Genomic DNA, 16,174 nt, shown 5'->3' on the forward strand with positions numbered 1-16,174 from the left:
TGTTCAAAGCGGCAGACCCGTTGGCGACACCACACCCGCACTGCCCCGCTGGTGCGCACCGGGGTCACGGCGTATAACGCGGGCAGAGCCCCAACGCCGCCCGGAGACAACGCCATGACTACCCCGACTGCCACCCCGCAACCAGCGCCCAGCACGGACCCTCGGGCCTTCAAGCGCTTCGCGGACTTCTACCCGTTCTACCTGAGCGAACACAGCAACCGCACATGCCGCCGCCTGCATTTTGTGGGCTCCACGCTCACGCTGGTCTGCCTGGCCATGCTGGTGGCCACGGGCAAGCCCCAGTACCTGCTGTACGGCCTGCTCTGCGGCTACGGCTTTGCCTGGGTGGGGCACTTCGGCTTTGAAAAGAACAAGCCCGCGAGCTTCAAGCGCCCGCTGTACAGCTTCATGGGCGACTGGGTCATGTACAAGGACATCTGGACGGGTAAAGTGCCCCTGTGAGATGATTTGGAGCCACAGAGGCTGGAAGCGCTAGTGCAACATGCCTTTTTAGCTATTATTTGTATAGCAATTAGCCGCTATTTGAAGGCAGTCATTCACCGCGGTCAACGCGCCTGCAGCACATCCGCCATGTGCAAGCTTTCGAGCCTGGCGTTGACCCACAGCGGCCCCAGGCTGTCCACGCGCTGCAGCAGCAAGCGCTGCACCAGGGGCGCAAGCAAGGTGCTTTCCGGGTCGGCCAGCAGCACATAGCGGGACTCGGGCACGTCGGCTGCACTCACCGCAGCATCGGCCACCTGTCCGACCCAGTCCAGCGCGGTCAGGGCTTCCAGCACCGGCTCCAGCTGCAGTCCATCGACCCGCAGCAACTGGGCCAGCTGGCTGGGGCGCAGGCCCTTGATGGGCTGCTGGCGCGCACGGTGCAGCGCCTGCAGCACCTCCACCGCCAGCTGGAACGTCCAGCCCGCCACCGTGCCGCGCCGCGCCACCCCCGCCAGCAGGCTGGGCAGGTAGGCAGTCACCACCGCCCCCAGCAGCACGATGACCCAGGCTACATAGATCCAGACCAGCAAGATGGGCAGCGTGGCAAACGCGCCGTACACCACCGAGTAGGTGGGCACCTTGCCCAAGTACACCGCCAGCACCTTCTTGGCCAGCTCGATGCACACCGCGACAAAAAAGCCGCCCGTCCAGGCGTGCCGCCATTTCACCGGCGTGTTGGGCACATAGTGGTACAGCGACGCCATGCCGCCCGCCAGCACCACAAACTGGATCGAATCGAACAGCAACTGCACGCCGTCCGGCAGGCGCTTGACCAGCCCGCCCGAGGCCGACATCACATACGAAGTGAGGGCCAGGCTCGCGCCCATCAGCAACGGGCCGAGCGTGATGGCCGCCCAGTAGATCAGCACCCGCTGGCCCAGCGGCCGCAGGCGCTGCACGCGCCAGATGTCGTTGAGCGTGCGGTCAATGGTCAGGATCAGCGCCAGCGCCGTGGCCAGCAGGATGCTGAACCCCGCCACGCCGAGGCTGCTGGCCTTGGCCGCAAACTGCGTGAGGTAGCCCAGCACCTGCCGCGAGATGCTGTCGGGCACCAGGCTGCTGACCAGCCAGCCCTGCAGCGCATCCTGCAGCTTGCCGAAGATGGGAAATGCGGTGAACACCGCCAGCGCCACGGTGAAAAACGGCACCAGCGCCAGGATGGTGGTGAAGGTGAGGCTGCTGGCCGTGAGGCCCAGGTGGTCCTCACGAAAGCGCTCACGCAGCGTCTGGGCCGTGGTCTTCCATGGGAAGTGCGACAGCTCATTGATCAACGCCTCGGTGCGCGACGCTACTGTCTGTATGGAAAAAGGCATGGCCGATATGATGCCACCCCAATGACTGCCTCCCCCGCCATCCCTCTCCCACCGTCCGACAGCGGTGTTGCTGCCACCCGCTGGCTTGCCACTGGCAGCCTGCTCGCCCTGATTGTTCTGTGCCTGGCCTGGGAGCTGGTGCTGGCCCCCTTGCGCCCCGGCGGCACCTGGCTGGCGATCAAGGCCCTGCCGCTGTGCATCCCGCTGGCGGGCATCCTGAAAAACCGCATGTACACCTACCGCTGGGTCAGCCTGGTGATCTGGCTGTACTTCACCGAAGGCGTGGTGCGCGGCTGGGGCGACAAGCCCCCATCGCAATGGCTGGCCTGGGGCGAAGTTGCCTTGTGCCTCGTGCTGTTCACCGCCTGCACGCTACATGTGCGCGTGCGCCAGCGCAACGCCAAGGCAGCCGCCGCTGCGGCAGAAGCCAGCGCTGCGCCACCCGCCCCCTGATATCCATGGCGCAGCCCTCCGCAATCCGATCAACCCACTGAACCCGTCGCTTCACCCATGACCACCTTGCTCGAGACCCTGCGCACCATCGTCGGCCCCGCCCATGTACTCAACGAAGGCGACCTCACCGCCTGGGAACAGGACTGGCGCCGCCGCGTGCGCGGCAAGGCCCTGGCCGTGGTGCGCCCTGCCAATACGCAAGAGGTGGCCGCTGTGGTCAAGGCCTGTGCGGCAGCGGGCACCGCGATCGTTCCGCAAGGCGGCAACACCGGTCTGGCCGTGGGCTCGACGCCCGATGACAGCGGCACACAGATCGTGCTGAGCCTCACGCGCATGAACGCGGTGCGCAGCGTGGACACAGACAACCTGACCATGACGGTAGAAGCGGGCTGCATCCTGCAGAACCTGCAGGACGTGGCCGAGAAGGCCGGCGTGCTCTTCCCTCTGAGCCTCGCTGCCGAGGGCAGCTGCACCATTGGCGGCAACCTGGGTACCAACGCGGGCGGCACGCAGGTGGTGCGCTACGGCAATGCGCGCGACCTGTGCCTGGGCCTCGAAGTGGTCACGCCGCAGGGCGAGGTGTGGGACGGCCTCAAGGGCCTGCGCAAGGACAACACCGGCTACGACCTGCGCGACCTGTTCATCGGCAGCGAAGGCACGCTGGGCATCATCACCGCCGCGACGATGAAGCTCTACCCCGAGCCCGCCGCACGCCTCACCACCTGGGCTGCCGTGCCATCCATGGAGCACGCCGTGGCGCTGCTGGGCCTGGCGCACAAGCAGCTGGGCGCGGGCCTCACGGGCTTTGAGGTGATGGGCCAGTTTGCGCTGAGCCTGGTGGGCAAACACATGCCGCAGCTGCGCGTACCCTTCCTGGGCGACGACAACGCGCCCTGGTGCGTGCTGCTCGAAAACTCCGACAGCGAATCCGAAGAACACGCGCGTGCACGGTTTGAATCGCTGCTGGAGACCGCGTTTGAAATGGGCTGCGTGACCGACGCCGTGGTGGCCGAGAACCTCACGCAGGCACACCAGCTGTGGCACATCCGCGAGAGCATTCCGCTCGCCCAGGCCGAAGAGGGCCTGAACATCAAGCACGACATCTCGGTGCAGATCTCGCGCATCCCCGCCTTTGTGGCCCACACCGACGCGGTGCTGCAGCGCGAGATCCCCGGCGTGCGCCTGGTCAACTTCGGCCACCTTGGCGACGGCAACCTGCACTACAACGTGCAGGCACCGGCAGAAGGCGACCCCAAGGTCTTCCTGCGCGAGCACGAGGCGCATGTGAACCACCTGGTCTACGAGGCCGTGGCCGAGTTTGGCGGCTCGTTCTCGGCCGAGCATGGCATCGGCGAACTCAAGGCCGACAAGCTCGCCAAGTACCAGTCGCCCGTGGCGCTTGGCATGATGCGCGCCATCAAGCAGGCGCTGGACCCAAAGGGCATCATGAACCCGAAGCGCGTGCTGCAGTAAACCCACAGAAAGCTGACCCATGACCGCTGCCGTGACTGTGCGCCCGGTTCAACCCGAAGACTACGCCGCCTGGCGCCCGCTCTGGGATGGCTACAACGCGTTCTATGGCCGCTTTGGCGCCACCGCGCTGCCGGAGCACATCACGCAAGCCACCTGGCAGCGGTTTCATGACGCGGCAGAGCCCATGTTCTGCCTGGTGGCGCAGGACGATGCCAGCGGCGAGCTGCTGGGCCTCACGCACTATGTGTTTCACCGCAGCATGACGCGCATCGAGCCCGTGTGCTACCTCAGCGACCTGTTCACCCGCGAAGCCGCGCGCGGCCGGGGCGTGGGACGGGCGCTGATCGAAGCGGTTTACGGCGCAGCGCGCGCCGCCCAATCGTCCCGCGTGTACTGGCAAACCCACGAGACCAATGCCGCCGGGCGCCAGCTGTACGACAAGCTGGCCAAGCACCATGGTTTCATCGTGTACGCACAAGAACTTTGACAGCCACCCAAGGTCTGCCCATGACACTGCCTGATCTGCACCGCGCCATCGCCGAACACAAAGGCACGTTCTCCTGTGAGCGCATCAACAAGCCGCAAGAGACCAAAACGGTGAATTTTCAGCACCACATACAGCCCCCCGCCGCGCTGGATGCACCTCTGCCCGGTGTGGGTCAGCTCGCCGCTTTCTACGCCACGTTCGGCGGCGTGCTGCTGTACCACGATGCCGACTCGGGCGACGCCGCCCGCTACATCGCCCCGCCCGCTGAATGGCCCACGCTGCAAGAGGCGTTTGAGGGCTGGACGGAACACCTGAGCGACGAAGAACGCGAAGAGATCCTGCCCGACTGGATCGAGCACTGCCAAGTGATTGGCGAGACACCCCATTCGGGCAACTACATCCTGATGGCGACCGATGGCGAGTGCGCCGGCCAGATTTTCGAGTTCGACCACGACGGTTTTGAATTCACCTACGCGGCCGACGACCTGGTGGACTATGTGCAGCGCCTGCTCCACCTCGACAGCCCCACGCTGGCCAACATCGCTTCGCACATGCGCTTCATCGACAAGAACACGGGGACGCAGTGGTGGATTCTGGAAATGAGCGACAACCAGGGCCACCGGGTGCGTACCGACGTGTGAGCTGCGGCAGGGCTGGGAGCACCCATCGCTATAAAAATGAGAGCTTTTAGCGCTTATAAATTGGGCGCCAGAGGCCATTTTTACTAGAACATTCGCCCTCCCGTCCGTGACCTGAGGGGTGACGCCGCCGCCGAAAAGGTGCAGTCACAACACCTTGCGCATTGGCTGTGCCTGTAGCCCCGCCCAGGTTTGCACTGCTCCATGCGGCACATAGCCATGGCGGCGATAAAAGGCCTCCGCAGTGCGCGTGCTCTCCAACCCCAAAGCTGCGAGCCCCACCCCGCGTGCATGGGCCTCCACGTGCTGCAGCAGGCCCCGCCCCACCCCTTGGTGCGAGGCCTCTGGCACCACATAGCAAAGCGCCAGCGTGGGCCGCGCCAGCAGCGCAAAGCCCACCATCGTGTCGCCTCGGTATGCCCCCCATGCTGCAGCGCCCGGCGCGGAGATCCACGCAGCCAGGTTCTCGGGCGTCTTGTTGGCCAGCCAGGCCATCAGGATGGTGGGGTCATGGCTGTGGTCAAGCGCACAGCAGTGGGTGATGGATTGGCGGATGACCGTGCAGGCGGCTTCTGCGGCATCGGGGCCCACAGGGAAGATCTGTGTGTCTTGAGGCACTGCGCTACCCGCAATCACGCCGAAATCAGCCCCGCAAGCGCGACAGCCAGCACAGCGAGCACCCCATAGAACAACAAGCCCACGAATATAAGGCCATTGGTCGTCACCACACGTTGTCCTTCATGCCGGAACGATAGTGCGCCCGCCGCGCTCCAGGTCCGCGCTTCGTTCCTGCCCCAGCGCTCAGAGCGCCAGCGGCCCAGGCTGACCACCCTCACCACCTGCGCCCCCGTGCAGACGATCAGCACTTCAACCACTGACCACAGCATCGCAACCAGAAACTCCGTCATCGGCATCCTCCGCAAATCAGCGACGCGAAATGATAGACGGCCTGCCACTCCAGAGACGGTGACCGAACCCCCGTGTCAGCGCGGGTCTTGGGCTGCGGGATGCTGCTGGCTCCATGCGCGGGCAGCCTCCCAGCCCGGCGGCACGCAGCCTTGCGCCATCACGCACAAGCTGGCGCTGGCCAGCGCATGGCGCAGCGCCTGCTGGCACGCATCGGCCGCCAGCGCTTCGACAAACCGCACAAAGCTCGCACCACCGGCAGCCTGCAATTGCCGCAGCAAATGCGCCAGCAGCCCGGCCAGAAAGCTGTCGCCCGCGCCCACGGTGTCCACCACTGGCAGCGGCTGGGCCTCTTTGGCAAAACGCTGCACGCCGTTGCGGTGCAGCAGCCAGGCGCCTTCCGCGCCCAGCGTGAGCGCCAGCAGATGGGCCTGTGGGTTGGCGGCCAGCAGGTGCTGTGCGCGGGCCAGGGCATCCACACCAGGCACGGCCAGATGCTCCAGGTCTTCGTCGCTGGCCTTGATGATGTGGGCATGGGCCAGCGCGGCTTGCACCGTGGTGCGGTAGGCCGCCAGGTCGGGCATGACGGAGGGGCGCAGATTGGCATCGACCACCACACAGCGGCCTGCGGCGCGCTGGGCGGCCAGCCACGGCAGGTAGATGGCCGTGTCACGCGCGTCGAGCGCCAGCGCGCCGGTGCACACCAACTGCAGCGCGGGCAAGGCGGCGCAGCTATCGCCCAGACCTGCGGCGGACACGGCGCGGTCGGCCACGCCTTCGCGGTAGAAGGCGTAGTCAGGGTGGCCATGTGCGTCGAGGTTGACCACGGCCAGTGACGTGACCTGCTGCACGGGCTCGGGCTGGGCCAGCACCACGCCGTCAGCCACCAGTTGCGCCGCCAGTTCACGCCCAAAACGGTCGCGCGACAGGGGGTTGAGGTACTGGGTGCCCACGCCTTGGCGGGCCAGCGCACGGCACAGGTTGTAGAGCGCGCCGCCCAGGCACGGCAGGTAGCTGCCATCGGGGCGGCGGATCAGGTCGATGAGGGCCTCGCCGGCAATGGCGGCGTGGATGGGCGCTATGCCGTTGGAAATCGTGGATGCGGAAGTCATGGACGTTTGGAAGGAAGCAGACAGTGCGTCAGAACTGCGATTGCAGCGCGGGGTACAGCGCGACAAAGCGGGCATAGCGTTCGGCCAGCTGGGCTTGTTGTGCGGGCTGTGGCATGAAGGTGGCGTCAGCGGGCAGGGGCTGGCACCAGTGGGGTTCGTCACCACCGCAGGCCATGGCCGCCAGGCGCGCGGCCCCCAGGGCGGCTGCGGCGTGCGCGCCCTGCGGGCGCTGCAGCGGGGTGCCCAACGCGCTGGCCAAGAGCTGCGCCCAGGGGTTGCTGCGGGCACCGCCACCGACCAAGGCCAGGGCTTCATCATCCCGGCGGGCAGCACCACCCTGCCCGGCCCCGGCGGCACGCATGGCATTGAGGCCATCGAGCAGGCCAAAGCCCACGCCTTCCATCACGGCATAGGCCAGGTCCGCCGCTTCGTGCTCGGCCCGCAGGCCCATGAACACGCCGGTGGCAGCCGCGTTGTTGTGCGGTGTGCGCTCGCCACTCAGGTACGGCAAAAACAGCGGCGCCTGCGCCTGGCGGGTGGTGTTGAGGACGCTGACGGCGTCAGACAGTTGCGCCTCGTCGCCACGCCCCGTGAGCCGGGTGACCCAGCCAAACGCACTCGCTGCACTGAGCATGACGGACATGTGGTGCCAGCGCTGCGGCAGCGCATGGGCAAAGGCATGCACGGCGCGCTCTGTGGCAGGCGCAAAAGCGTCCGTCACGCGAAAGACCACACCCGAGGTGCCCAGCGACACAAAGCCCTGCCCCGCAGTGCGGGCGCCCACGCCCACGGCACTGGCGGCGTTGTCGCCTGCGCCAGCAGCCACGACGATGCTGTCACCGAGCCCCCAGCGGCGTGCCACATCGCTGCGCAGTGTGCCGGTGGGCGCACTGCCCTCGGCCAGCGTCGGCATGTGCGAAACATCGAGCCCACAGGCTTGCAACATGGCCGGGCTCCAGGCGCGGGCCTGCACGTCCAGCCACAGCGTGCCCGATGCGTCGGACATGTCGCTCACTGCATCGCCAGTGAGTTGCAGGCGCAGCCAGTCCTTGGGCAGCAGCACGGTGCGGATCTGGTCGAACACGGCGGGCTCGTGCGTGCGCAGCCACAGCAGCTTGGGCGCGGTGAAGCCGGGCATGGCGAGATTGCCGGTGATCTGGCGCGAAGTGGGCACAGCCGATTCCAGCTGCGCACATTCGGCGCTGGCGCGGCCGTCGTTCCACAAGATGGCCGGGCGCAGCACTTGGCCCTGCGCGTCCAGTACCACCGCGCCATGCATGTGGCCCGAGAGGCCGATGCCCCGCACCTGCGCCCACGCTGCGGGAGCCTGCGCGCGCAACTGCGCCACGGAGGTCTCCACAGCGGCCCACCAGTCGGCGGGGTGCTGTTCGCTCCAGGTGGGCTGGGGGCGCAGCTGAGGCACGGCGGCATCTGCCGTAGCGACCACAGTGTGCGCATCGTCCAGCAGCAGGAGCTTGACACCCGAGGTGCCTAAATCGATTCCGAGGTACATGGGTGATGGACAGATGTCAGTGATTCACAGTGAAAGCCATGGCCCGGCCTTCGCCTTTGGCGGGCTGCGTGCAGGGGTCACGCAACAAGGCCTCCCCCCGCCTCTCAGGGTGCAGATCCGGCCGGGGATCAGGAAGTCTTTCCAAACCTTCCTGCGCCCTGCTTGCGGTACTCGCTGGGCGTCATGCCCTTGATGTCCAGAAAGCGGCGGTTGAAGTTGGCCATGTTGTTGAAGCCCACGTCATATGCAATGTGGGTGATGTAGCGCTCGGTCTCCATCAGCAGCTGGCACGCGCGGTTCACGCGCACCAGGTTCACGAAGTCGGTGAAGGTATTGCCCGTGGCGCGGCGGAAGAAGCGCGAAAAGCGGCTCTCCGTCATGCCCAGCTCTTGCGCCAGGTCGGCCGCCGAGAGCGGGTCGGCCAGGTGGTCGGTGATGCGGCTCACGATGGCGTTGATCTGGTCGAGCTGGGTATCGTTGTCCTCGCTTTGCAGCTGCGTGCTCGACAGCAGGCGAAAGTCGGTGCAGCGCGCCAGGTCGCTCATGAACTCACAGAAAGCGCCGAACCGGGCGAGCCCCTGGCGCGCCTTGATGCGGTGCCAGTGCTCTTGCGCCTGCGCTTCCATGCCAAAGAACTCCACACCGTGGCGCGCGCGCTCCAGCAGAGGCAGCACCTCGCGCAGCTCGGGGATGGTCTCGCTGCTGGCCACCAGCGGCGCGTGCGAGAACTGGATCACCAGGTCGCGCAGCGGCACGCCGCCTTCGGGCAGATCCATACTGATCCAGTTGTGCGGCAGGCGCGGCCCGGTCAGCACCAGGTGGCCGGGCTGGAACTGACCGATCCAGTCCCCCACAAAGACCTTGCCAGAAGTGGCCGTGATCAGGTGCAGCTCGTACTCGTCGTGGTAATGCCAGCGCGCCAGCGGCGTGGGAAACCCGTGCGACAAACAACGGATGAAGCCCGCCGTCTCGGGCGACTCGTAGCCCAACGCGGGCGAGCGCACATAGTCGTGCTCCAGCTCGGGCTTGGTCTGGCGCGGGGCGATGGGCATCTTCACGGTCATGGCGGTAGTGGGCTCAAATTACACCAGCATCAGGCGCCTGTCCGCTCTGCCACAAAAGCCAACACGCGGGCATAGGCTTTGCGCAGCGCGTCCACCAGTTGGGGGTGGCCGGCCATCTCGCCCCACAGGGTCGTGTCGGCCGCATAGGCCGCCACGGGGTCAGCGGCATCGCAGATGGCATGCGCCACGGCGGGGTCCATGGCCTGGTCCTGGTAGCTGTAGGGGATCTGCCCCGCGTGCCAGCGCTGCAGGTAGGCCAGGAACAGCGCGGGCAGCATGGCCACGCTGTCGAACGACGCGTTGCGCGCCAGTCGGTCGCGGATGGTGGGCGCAATCATGCCGGGGATCTTGGAGAACGCATCCATGGCCACGCGCTGGTTGGTGTCCGCAATGGCAGGGTTGCCGAAGCGGTCCAGCACCACATCACGGTACTGCTCCAGGTTGATGGGGCATGGCTGCTTTGGGGTGTGGAGCACCGGGATCGCGTCGTCGGTGACGTAGTCGTAGGCCATCTGGCGAATGGCCGCGTCGTGTGTGCCTTCGTGGATGTATTGGTAACCCGCCAGCGTGCCCGCCCAGGCAATGCAGCTGTGGGTGGCGTTGAGCAGGCGGATCTTGGCCTCTTCGTGCGCCTGCACCGACTGCACCATCTCGACGCCGACCGTTTCCCACGCGGGGCGGCCTGCGATGAAGTCGTCTTCAATGACCCACTGGATAAAGCTTTCACCCATGAGCGCGGCCTTGTCGCCCCAACCCGTTGCAGCCTTCACGCGCTCGGCCACATCGGGCGTGGGGCGCGGCGTGATGCGGTCCACCATGGCGTTGGGGCTGGTGGTGTTCTGCTCTACCCACTCTTTCAGTGGCGCATCGCCCAGCGCCTCGATGAACTGCAGCAGCCCGCCGCGCGAGCGGTCGCCGTTGTGGCGCAGGTTGTCGCAGTTCATCAGCGTCATAGCGCCCGCACCGGCTGCCCTGCGCGCGCGCAGGATGCTGACCAGGCCGCCGTAGATGGTGTGGCCTGCCTGGCCCGCCTTGACGGCCGCCAGGTCGGCGCGCAGGTCGGCAAAAGTGGGCCAGTCGAGCTGGTTCTGGGCATCCAGGTAGTAGCCCGCCTCGGTCACCGTGAAGCTGATGATGCGGGTGGCGGGGTCGGCACCCACGGCAATCAGCGGGGCCAGGTCGTCCTGGTAGGGGATCACCCGCTGGATCGACTCGATGACGGTGTAGTTGCGCTCGCCTTGGGGGGTGACGGTTTCGAGCGTGTAGCGCCCATCCTGCGCTTGCAGCGCCGCGATGGTGTCGGCCATGTCGGGGCGCAGGTTGCCGCCTGCGATGGCCCAACCCGTGTCGCCCTGCTGGCGCAATGCGTGAACGTAAACGGCCTGGTGGGCGCGGTGGAACGAGCCCAGGCCCAGGTGCAGGATGAAATTCATGGTGCGTGACTGCGGGTTTCTAGAGATCAAAGTTCGTGGGCATCATCACGACATCGCGGATGGTCATGCCGCGCGGGCGGGTGAGCATGAAGAGCACCACGTCGGCCACTTCGGACGCCTCGATGAGGCTGCCGCTGGCCTTGGCCTCGGCCAGCTTTTCCGCGGGCCAGTCGGCCAGCAGCGAGGTAATGACGGGCCCGGGCGAGATGGAGCCCACACGAATGCCGTGCTTGAACACCTGGCGGCGCACGGTCTGCACGAAGCAGTTGACCGCCCACTTGGACGATGCGTAGACGGGCTCCCACGGCGTGGGGAAATGCGCGGCCAGCGAGCTGGTGACGATGATGTCGCCCGTGCCGCGTTCGATCATGTGGGGCAGCACGTTGTGCACGTTCTTCATCACCACGTTGACGTTCAGGTTCAGCATGCGGTCGATGGCGTCGGGGTCGGCATCCACCAGGTCGCCGCCCACATACAGCCCGGCGTTGGCGTGGAAGATGTCGAGCTGCCCCGCGAGCGCCAGCGTGCGCTGCAGCAGGCTGGCGCATTGCCTGGCATCGAGCAGGTCCAGTACCAGCGGCAAGGCGCCGGGGCCGATGGCTGCACACGCCTTGGCCAGCGCGGCCTCGTCGCGATCGATGAGCACCACACTCGCGCCAGCGTGGGCCATGGCTTGGGCACTGGCAAAGCCGATGCCCGATGCGGCGCCGGTAACGGCCGCCACCTTGCCTTGAAGTTCTTGTCCGCGTGGCATGGAAGCAGTCATGGCGGTCATGCGGTCTGGCGGGCCACCACGCGGCCGTTCGGGTCGAACCAATGGGCTTGCGAGGCATCGATGTCCAGGCAAACCGCATCGCCCGCACGCAGGCTTGTGCGGTCGTTCTGGCGCGCCACAAACTGCGCGCCGCTGGGCGTGCTCACGTAGATCAGCGTCTCTGCGCCCAATGCTTCCACCAGGTCCACCTGGCCCGGCACCGGCGTCGCGCCGGTGTTGCGCACCGTGATGTTCTCGGGGCGCAGGCCGATGGCGCCGCCCTCGGCCCCGGCGGGTGCCTGCTGCTGCACGGGCGATGGCAGCTGCGGCAAGGGCACCACATTCATCTGCGGCGTGCCGATGAACTGGGCCACGAACTGGTTGGCGGGCTTGTCGTACAGCTCCAGCGGCGTGCCCACCTGCTCGATGACGCCGTCGCGCAGCACCACCACGCGGTCGGCCAGTGTCATGGCCTCCACCTGGTCGTGCGTGACGTAGATGGTGGTGGCCCCGAGGTCGCGGTGCAGCTTGGCGATCTCCACCCGCGTCTGGCCGCGCAGCGCCGCGTCGAGGTTGGACAGTGGCTCGTCAAACAAAAACACCTTGGGCGCGCGCACGATGGCGCGGCCGATGGCTACGCGCTGGCGCTGCCCGCCCGACAGCTCCTTGGGCGTGCGCTGCAGGTACTGCGTGAGGTTGAGGATGCGCGCGGCGTTCTGCACCTTCTCGTCGATCACCTGCTTGTCCACCTTGGCGAGCTTGAGCGCGAAGCTCATGTTCTCGTACACGCTCATGTGCGGGTACAGCGCATAGCTTTGGAACACCATCGCCAGGTCGCGCTTGCTCGATGGCTGGTCGGTAATGTCGCGGCCGTCCAGCATCAGGGTGCCGCCGTCGATGTTTTCGAGCCCCGCGATCAGCCGCAGCAGCGTGGACTTGCCGCAGCCCGAGGGGCCGACGAAGACGATGAACTCGCCTTGCTGGATGGTGAGGTCGATGCCCTTGATGGCGCGGTGCTCACCAAAGAATTTCTCGATGCCGCGCAGTTGAAGGTAGGCCATGGAATCGGGTTCCTGAAATCTTGAAAACTGGGAGGAAAACTGCGGCTTACTTGACCGCACCAAACGTCAGGCCCTGCACCAGCTGCTTCTGGCTGAACCAGCCGAACACCACGATGGGCGCAATGGCCATCAGCGAAGCCGCAGACAACTTGGCCCAGAACAGGCCTTCGGGGCTGGAGTACGACGCGATCAGCGTGGCCAGCGTGCCGGCCTTGGCAGCGCTGAGGTTCAGGCTCCAGAAGGCCTCGTTCCATGACAGCACCAGGCACAAGAGGCCGGTGGACGCGAGGCCGCCCATGCCCAGCGGCAGCAGCACCAGGCGCACCTCCTGCCACAGCGTGGCGCCGTCCATGCGCGCGGCTTCCAGGATCTCGCGCGGGATGTCCTTGAAGTGCGAATACAGCATCCAGACCATGATGGGCAGGTTGGACAGCGCGAACACGATGATGAGCGCAAGCTGCGTATCGAGCAGGTGGCTCTTTTGCGCCAGCACATAAATGGGTACCAGCGCGCCCACGGCGGGCATCATCTTGGTCGAGAGCATCCACATGAGGATGTCCTTGGTGTACTTGCCCTTGAAGAAGGCCATGGCGTAGGCCGCAGGCGCAGCCAGCATCAACCCCACCAGGGTAGAGACCACGCTGGTGATGACCGAATTCTTGGCGTACAGCAAGTAGTCGCTGCGCTCCTGCACCTCGTGAAAGTTTTCGAGCGTGGGGACAAAGAACAGCTGCGGCGGCACGGCGATGGCCTGCAACTCGGTCTTGAACGCCGTGAGGAACAGCCAACCCAGCGGGAAAAACAGCAGCAGGGCCACGCCCCAGGCAGCGGCGGTGCGCAGGGCCAGCAGGCCCAGCGGGAAGTTGGAGCGGCGTCGTTTTGTCGTTGTCATGAGCGTTGCCCCGTCTTACTTGTCAAGGTTCTTGCCGACCATGCGGATCAGAAACACCGCCGCGATATTGGCCAGCAACACTGCGAACAGCGCACCTGCCGAGGCCACGCCCGCGTCGAAGTTGAGCAGCGCCTGCTTGAAGATCAGGAAGGTGACGTTGGTGCTCGCATCGCCCGGCCCGCCACCCGTGGTGGTGTAGATCTCGGCAAAGATGCTGAGCAAAAAGATGAGTTCGATCATCACCACCACCGCCACCGAGCGCGCCAGGTGCGGCACATACAGGTAGCGCAGCTGCTGCAGGTAGTTGGCGCCGTCCATGCGCGATGCTTCGAGCTGCTCGTGGTTCATGCTCTGCAATGCGGTCATGAAGATCAGCGTGGCAAACGGCAGCCATTGCCACGACACCATGACGATCACCGAGAACAACGGGTGGTCCGTGAGCCAGTCCACCGGAGCCGCGCCGAACAACATCCACACCTGGGCGAGCACGCCGTAGATGGGATTCATCATCATGTTCTTCCACATCAGCGCGTTCACCGTGGGCATGACGAAAAACGGCGAAATCAACAGCACCCGCACGATGCCCCGGCCCGCAAACGGCTCGTTGATGAGCAGCGCAATCGCAACGCCGAACACCACCGTGATGAGAATGACGCTGCCCAGCAGCAGCAGCGTGTTGACCACCGCCGTGCCAAACGACGGGTCGGTGACGAAATACTCAAAGTTCTCCAGCCCGGCAAAGCCCGTCTGGTCCGGCTGCATGAGGTTGTAGCGGATGAGCGAGAAGTAGATCGTCATCACCAGCGGCACGATCATCCACAGGAAGAGCGTGGCCATGGCAGGCGTGAGCAGCAGGCGAGGGAGCAGGCGGCGGTTCATGTAAGCCTCAGAAAATAGTCCAGCAAAAATAGGCGTTCAGTCGGCGTCGCGAGCGGGCCGAGGCGGGGTCGCTGTACCGCAGCCGTACTCCCGTACGGCGAGGAACACCGGCCCCGGATCGGCCCGCGCAGTAGCCGAATGAATGCCTATTTGTAGTAGCCGGCCTTCTTCATTTCGCGGTCAGCCGCCACCTGGCCGGCCTTGAGTGCCGCGTCCACCGTCGTCTTGCCTGCCAGCGCTGAACTCATCTGCTGGCCCACGGCGATACCGATGGCCTGGAACTCCGGAATGGCCGCGAACTGCACGCCCACATACGGGCTCTTGGGCAAGGTCGAATCCGTGGGGTTGGCCGAGTCGATGGCGGTCTTCTCTGCGGCGGCAAAACGCGCGGCCTTCTGGAATTCCGGCGAGGCGTAGGTGCTCTTGCGCGTGCCGGTGGGCACGTTGGCCCAGCCGTTGGTCTTGGCCACCAGCTGGATGTAGTCCTTGCTGGTGGACCAGGTGATGAACTTCTGCGCGGCGTCGACCTTTTTGGAACCAGCCGGGATGGCCAGATTCCACGACCACAGCCAGTTCGCGCCCTTGGGCGTGTTCATGGTGGGCGCCTGGGCAAAGGCCATCTGGTCGGCCACCTTGGACTGCTTGGGGTCGGCCACGAACGATGCGGCGATGGTCGCGTCCACCCACATGCCGCACTTGCCGGAGTTGGTCAGCGCCAGGATCTCGTTGAAGCTGTTGGCCGACGAGCCGGGCGGGCCATAGTTCTTGAGCAGGTCGACGTAGAAGGTGATCGCGTCCTTCCAGGGCTTGGATTCGAGCTGCGGCTTCCACTGCATGTCAAACCACTGGCCGCCGAAGGTGTTGACCAGCGTGGTCAAAAACGCCATGTTGTCGCCCCAGCCTGGCTTGCCGCGCAGGCAGATGCCGTACACGCCATTCTTGGGGTCGTGCATCTTGGCGGCCAAGTCCTTGATCTGCGGCCAGGTGGGACGCTCAGGCACCTGCACGCCGGCCTTGTCGGCCAGGTCCTTGCGGTACATCAGCATGGAGCTTTCGCCATAGAACGGCGCGGCAAACAGCTTGCCGTCCACCGTCAGGCCATTGCGCACGGCGGGCAGCAGGTCATCCACGTCGTAGGCAGCATCGGTCTTCAGCTCCTGCAGCCAGCCCTTCTTGCCCCAGATGGGCGCTTCGTACATGCCAATCGTCATCACGTCGAACTGGCCGCCCTTGGTGGCGATGTCGGTCGTCACGCGCTGGCGCAGCACACCTTCTTCGAGCGTGACCCACTTGAGCTTGATGTCGGGGTTCGCCTGCTCGAAGTTCTTGCTGAGCTTTTGCATCTCGATCATGTGGCCGTTGTTCACGGTGGCAATCACGAGTTCGGTCTGCGCATGCGCAGCGGCTCCGCACAGCGATGCCGCCAGGGCAGCAGCGGCCAGAGCCAAGCGAGTGTGTGGACGGGTGGAACGGGGCATCGGAACGTCTCCTGCGTAGTTGGTATGGATCTGCCATTCAACGCCAGTCGGATTGCGGCATTGATGGACTGAACGATACCGATGCTCTGATGCTCAGTTGATACTTTGAAAAGCACTACACATACTAAATTTCGCCAGAATCTCAGGATTTATACCTAGTCGCATCAATTGGGTATGTGCATTGTGGGCCTGGGGTGCCCGCCCTGGCGCTGCG

17 protein-coding genes are annotated in these 16,174 nt (G+C 65.5%); 5 read left to right on the forward strand and 12 right to left on the reverse strand.

Annotated elements, in window-relative coordinates; translation table 11 throughout:
• Positions 1-114: 114 nt before the first annotated feature.
• Positions 115-462: an Mpo1-like protein gene (locus C8C96_RS18790; protein WP_121943275.1), complete on the forward strand. Its 348-nt coding sequence runs from the start codon at positions 115-117 to the stop codon at positions 460-462.
• A 104-nt stretch (positions 463-566) separates the two neighbouring features.
• Here the strand turns inward: C8C96_RS18790 and C8C96_RS18795 are convergent, their stop codons facing one another.
• The gene (locus tag C8C96_RS18795; protein ID WP_056067158.1) at positions 567-1,817 is read right to left on the reverse strand and encodes a YihY family inner membrane protein; all 1,251 of its coding nucleotides are present in this window, start codon (positions 1,815-1,817) and stop codon (positions 567-569) included.
• A gap of 21 nt (positions 1,818-1,838) precedes the next feature.
• On the opposite strand from C8C96_RS18795, the gene C8C96_RS18800 reads away from it, so the two are divergent.
• The 4 genes from C8C96_RS18800 to C8C96_RS18815 are packed head-to-tail and all read left to right on the forward strand — an operon-like array spanning position 1,839 to position 4,871.
• Entirely contained in the window at positions 1,839-2,270 is a 432-nt protein-coding gene (locus tag C8C96_RS18800) for a DUF2069 domain-containing protein (protein ID WP_121943276.1), read from the forward strand.
• A 57-nt stretch (positions 2,271-2,327) separates the two neighbouring features.
• Positions 2,328-3,743: an FAD-binding oxidoreductase gene (locus C8C96_RS18805; RefSeq protein WP_121943277.1), complete on the forward strand. Its 1,416-nt coding sequence runs from the start codon at positions 2,328-2,330 to the stop codon at positions 3,741-3,743.
• Between the two features lie 19 nt (positions 3,744-3,762).
• Complete coding sequence (locus C8C96_RS18810) at positions 3,763-4,230, forward strand: GNAT family N-acetyltransferase (protein ID WP_121943278.1); 468 nt, start codon at positions 3,763-3,765, stop codon at positions 4,228-4,230.
• A 20-nt stretch (positions 4,231-4,250) separates the two neighbouring features.
• Positions 4,251-4,871 (forward strand): SMI1/KNR4 family protein, encoded by a 621-nt coding sequence (locus C8C96_RS18815; RefSeq protein ID WP_121943279.1) that lies wholly within the window; start codon positions 4,251-4,253, stop codon positions 4,869-4,871.
• A gap of 144 nt (positions 4,872-5,015) precedes the next feature.
• On the opposite strand, the gene C8C96_RS18820 is transcribed toward C8C96_RS18815, so the two are convergent.
• From C8C96_RS18820 to C8C96_RS18870, 11 genes are all read right to left on the reverse strand, one after another.
• A complete protein-coding gene (locus C8C96_RS18820) occupies positions 5,016-5,486 on the reverse strand; it encodes a GNAT family N-acetyltransferase (RefSeq protein WP_233584273.1) in 471 nt (156 codons plus the stop codon).
• A gap of 14 nt (positions 5,487-5,500) precedes the next feature.
• Positions 5,501-5,776 carry a hypothetical protein gene (locus C8C96_RS18825; protein ID WP_121944091.1) on the reverse strand — a complete coding sequence of 92 codons (276 nt, stop codon included), beginning with the start codon at positions 5,774-5,776 and terminating at the stop codon, positions 5,501-5,503.
• Between the two features lie 75 nt (positions 5,777-5,851).
• Positions 5,852-6,886, reverse strand: coding sequence for a PfkB family carbohydrate kinase (locus C8C96_RS18830; RefSeq protein WP_121943281.1), 1,035 nt, complete (start codon positions 6,884-6,886; stop codon positions 5,852-5,854).
• A 28-nt stretch (positions 6,887-6,914) separates the two neighbouring features.
• Positions 6,915-8,399 (reverse strand): xylulokinase, encoded by a 1,485-nt coding sequence (gene xylB, locus C8C96_RS18835; protein ID WP_121943282.1) that lies wholly within the window; start codon positions 8,397-8,399, stop codon positions 6,915-6,917.
• A gap of 128 nt (positions 8,400-8,527) precedes the next feature.
• Positions 8,528-9,463 (reverse strand): AraC family transcriptional regulator, encoded by a 936-nt coding sequence (locus tag C8C96_RS18840; RefSeq protein ID WP_056743668.1) that lies wholly within the window; start codon positions 9,461-9,463, stop codon positions 8,528-8,530.
• A gap of 29 nt (positions 9,464-9,492) precedes the next feature.
• Positions 9,493-10,896: a D-arabinitol 4-dehydrogenase gene (dalD, locus tag C8C96_RS18845; RefSeq protein WP_121943283.1), complete on the reverse strand. Its 1,404-nt coding sequence runs from the start codon at positions 10,894-10,896 to the stop codon at positions 9,493-9,495.
• A gap of 19 nt (positions 10,897-10,915) precedes the next feature.
• Entirely contained in the window at positions 10,916-11,662 is a 747-nt protein-coding gene (locus tag C8C96_RS18850) for an SDR family oxidoreductase (protein WP_199737495.1), read from the reverse strand.
• A 5-nt stretch (positions 11,663-11,667) separates the two neighbouring features.
• Positions 11,668-12,711 (reverse strand): ABC transporter ATP-binding protein, encoded by a 1,044-nt coding sequence (locus tag C8C96_RS18855; protein WP_099729861.1) that lies wholly within the window; start codon positions 12,709-12,711, stop codon positions 11,668-11,670.
• Positions 12,712-12,757: 46 nt separating this feature from the next.
• A complete protein-coding gene (locus C8C96_RS18860) occupies positions 12,758-13,603 on the reverse strand; it encodes a carbohydrate ABC transporter permease (RefSeq protein WP_056067136.1) in 846 nt (281 codons plus the stop codon).
• A gap of 15 nt (positions 13,604-13,618) precedes the next feature.
• A complete protein-coding gene (locus C8C96_RS18865) occupies positions 13,619-14,482 on the reverse strand; it encodes a carbohydrate ABC transporter permease (protein WP_121943285.1) in 864 nt (287 codons plus the stop codon).
• 146 nt (positions 14,483-14,628) lie between these two features.
• Positions 14,629-15,960 carry a sugar ABC transporter substrate-binding protein gene (locus C8C96_RS18870; RefSeq protein ID WP_056743678.1) on the reverse strand — a complete coding sequence of 444 codons (1,332 nt, stop codon included), beginning with the start codon at positions 15,958-15,960 and terminating at the stop codon, positions 14,629-14,631.
• Positions 15,961-16,174: the final 214 nt, after the last annotated feature.

It is taken from the genome of Acidovorax sp. 100 (assembly GCF_003688355.1).
GTDB lineage: Bacteria > Pseudomonadota > Gammaproteobacteria > Burkholderiales > Burkholderiaceae_C > Acidovorax > Acidovorax delafieldii.

Coding starts and splice junctions, on each gene's coding strand:
- C8C96_RS18790 (WP_121943275.1), top strand. CDS start 115: ATGACTACCCCGACTGCCACCCCGCAACCAGCGCCCAGCACGGACCCT.
- C8C96_RS18795 (WP_056067158.1), bottom strand. CDS start 1,817: ATGCCTTTTTCCATACAGACAGTAGCGTCGCGCACCGAGGCGTTGATC.
- C8C96_RS18800 (WP_121943276.1), top strand. CDS start 1,839: ATGACTGCCTCCCCCGCCATCCCTCTCCCACCGTCCGACAGCGGTGTT.
- C8C96_RS18805 (WP_121943277.1), top strand. CDS start 2,328: ATGACCACCTTGCTCGAGACCCTGCGCACCATCGTCGGCCCCGCCCAT.
- C8C96_RS18810 (WP_121943278.1), top strand. CDS start 3,763: ATGACCGCTGCCGTGACTGTGCGCCCGGTTCAACCCGAAGACTACGCC.
- C8C96_RS18815 (WP_121943279.1), top strand. CDS start 4,251: ATGACACTGCCTGATCTGCACCGCGCCATCGCCGAACACAAAGGCACG.
- C8C96_RS18825 (WP_121944091.1), bottom strand. CDS start 5,776: ATGACGGAGTTTCTGGTTGCGATGCTGTGGTCAGTGGTTGAAGTGCTG.
- C8C96_RS18830 (WP_121943281.1), bottom strand. CDS start 6,886: ATGACTTCCGCATCCACGATTTCCAACGGCATAGCGCCCATCCACGCC.
- xylB (WP_121943282.1), bottom strand. CDS start 8,399: ATGTACCTCGGAATCGATTTAGGCACCTCGGGTGTCAAGCTCCTGCTG.
- C8C96_RS18840 (WP_056743668.1), bottom strand. CDS start 9,463: ATGACCGTGAAGATGCCCATCGCCCCGCGCCAGACCAAGCCCGAGCTG.
- dalD (WP_121943283.1), bottom strand. CDS start 10,896: ATGAATTTCATCCTGCACCTGGGCCTGGGCTCGTTCCACCGCGCCCAC.
- C8C96_RS18850 (WP_199737495.1), bottom strand. CDS start 11,662: ATGACTGCTTCCATGCCACGCGGACAAGAACTTCAAGGCAAGGTGGCG.
- C8C96_RS18855 (WP_099729861.1), bottom strand. CDS start 12,711: ATGGCCTACCTTCAACTGCGCGGCATCGAGAAATTCTTTGGTGAGCAC.
- C8C96_RS18860 (WP_056067136.1), bottom strand. CDS start 13,603: ATGACAACGACAAAACGACGCCGCTCCAACTTCCCGCTGGGCCTGCTG.
- C8C96_RS18865 (WP_121943285.1), bottom strand. CDS start 14,482: ATGAACCGCCGCCTGCTCCCTCGCCTGCTGCTCACGCCTGCCATGGCC.
- C8C96_RS18870 (WP_056743678.1), bottom strand. CDS start 15,960: ATGCCCCGTTCCACCCGTCCACACACTCGCTTGGCTCTGGCCGCTGCT.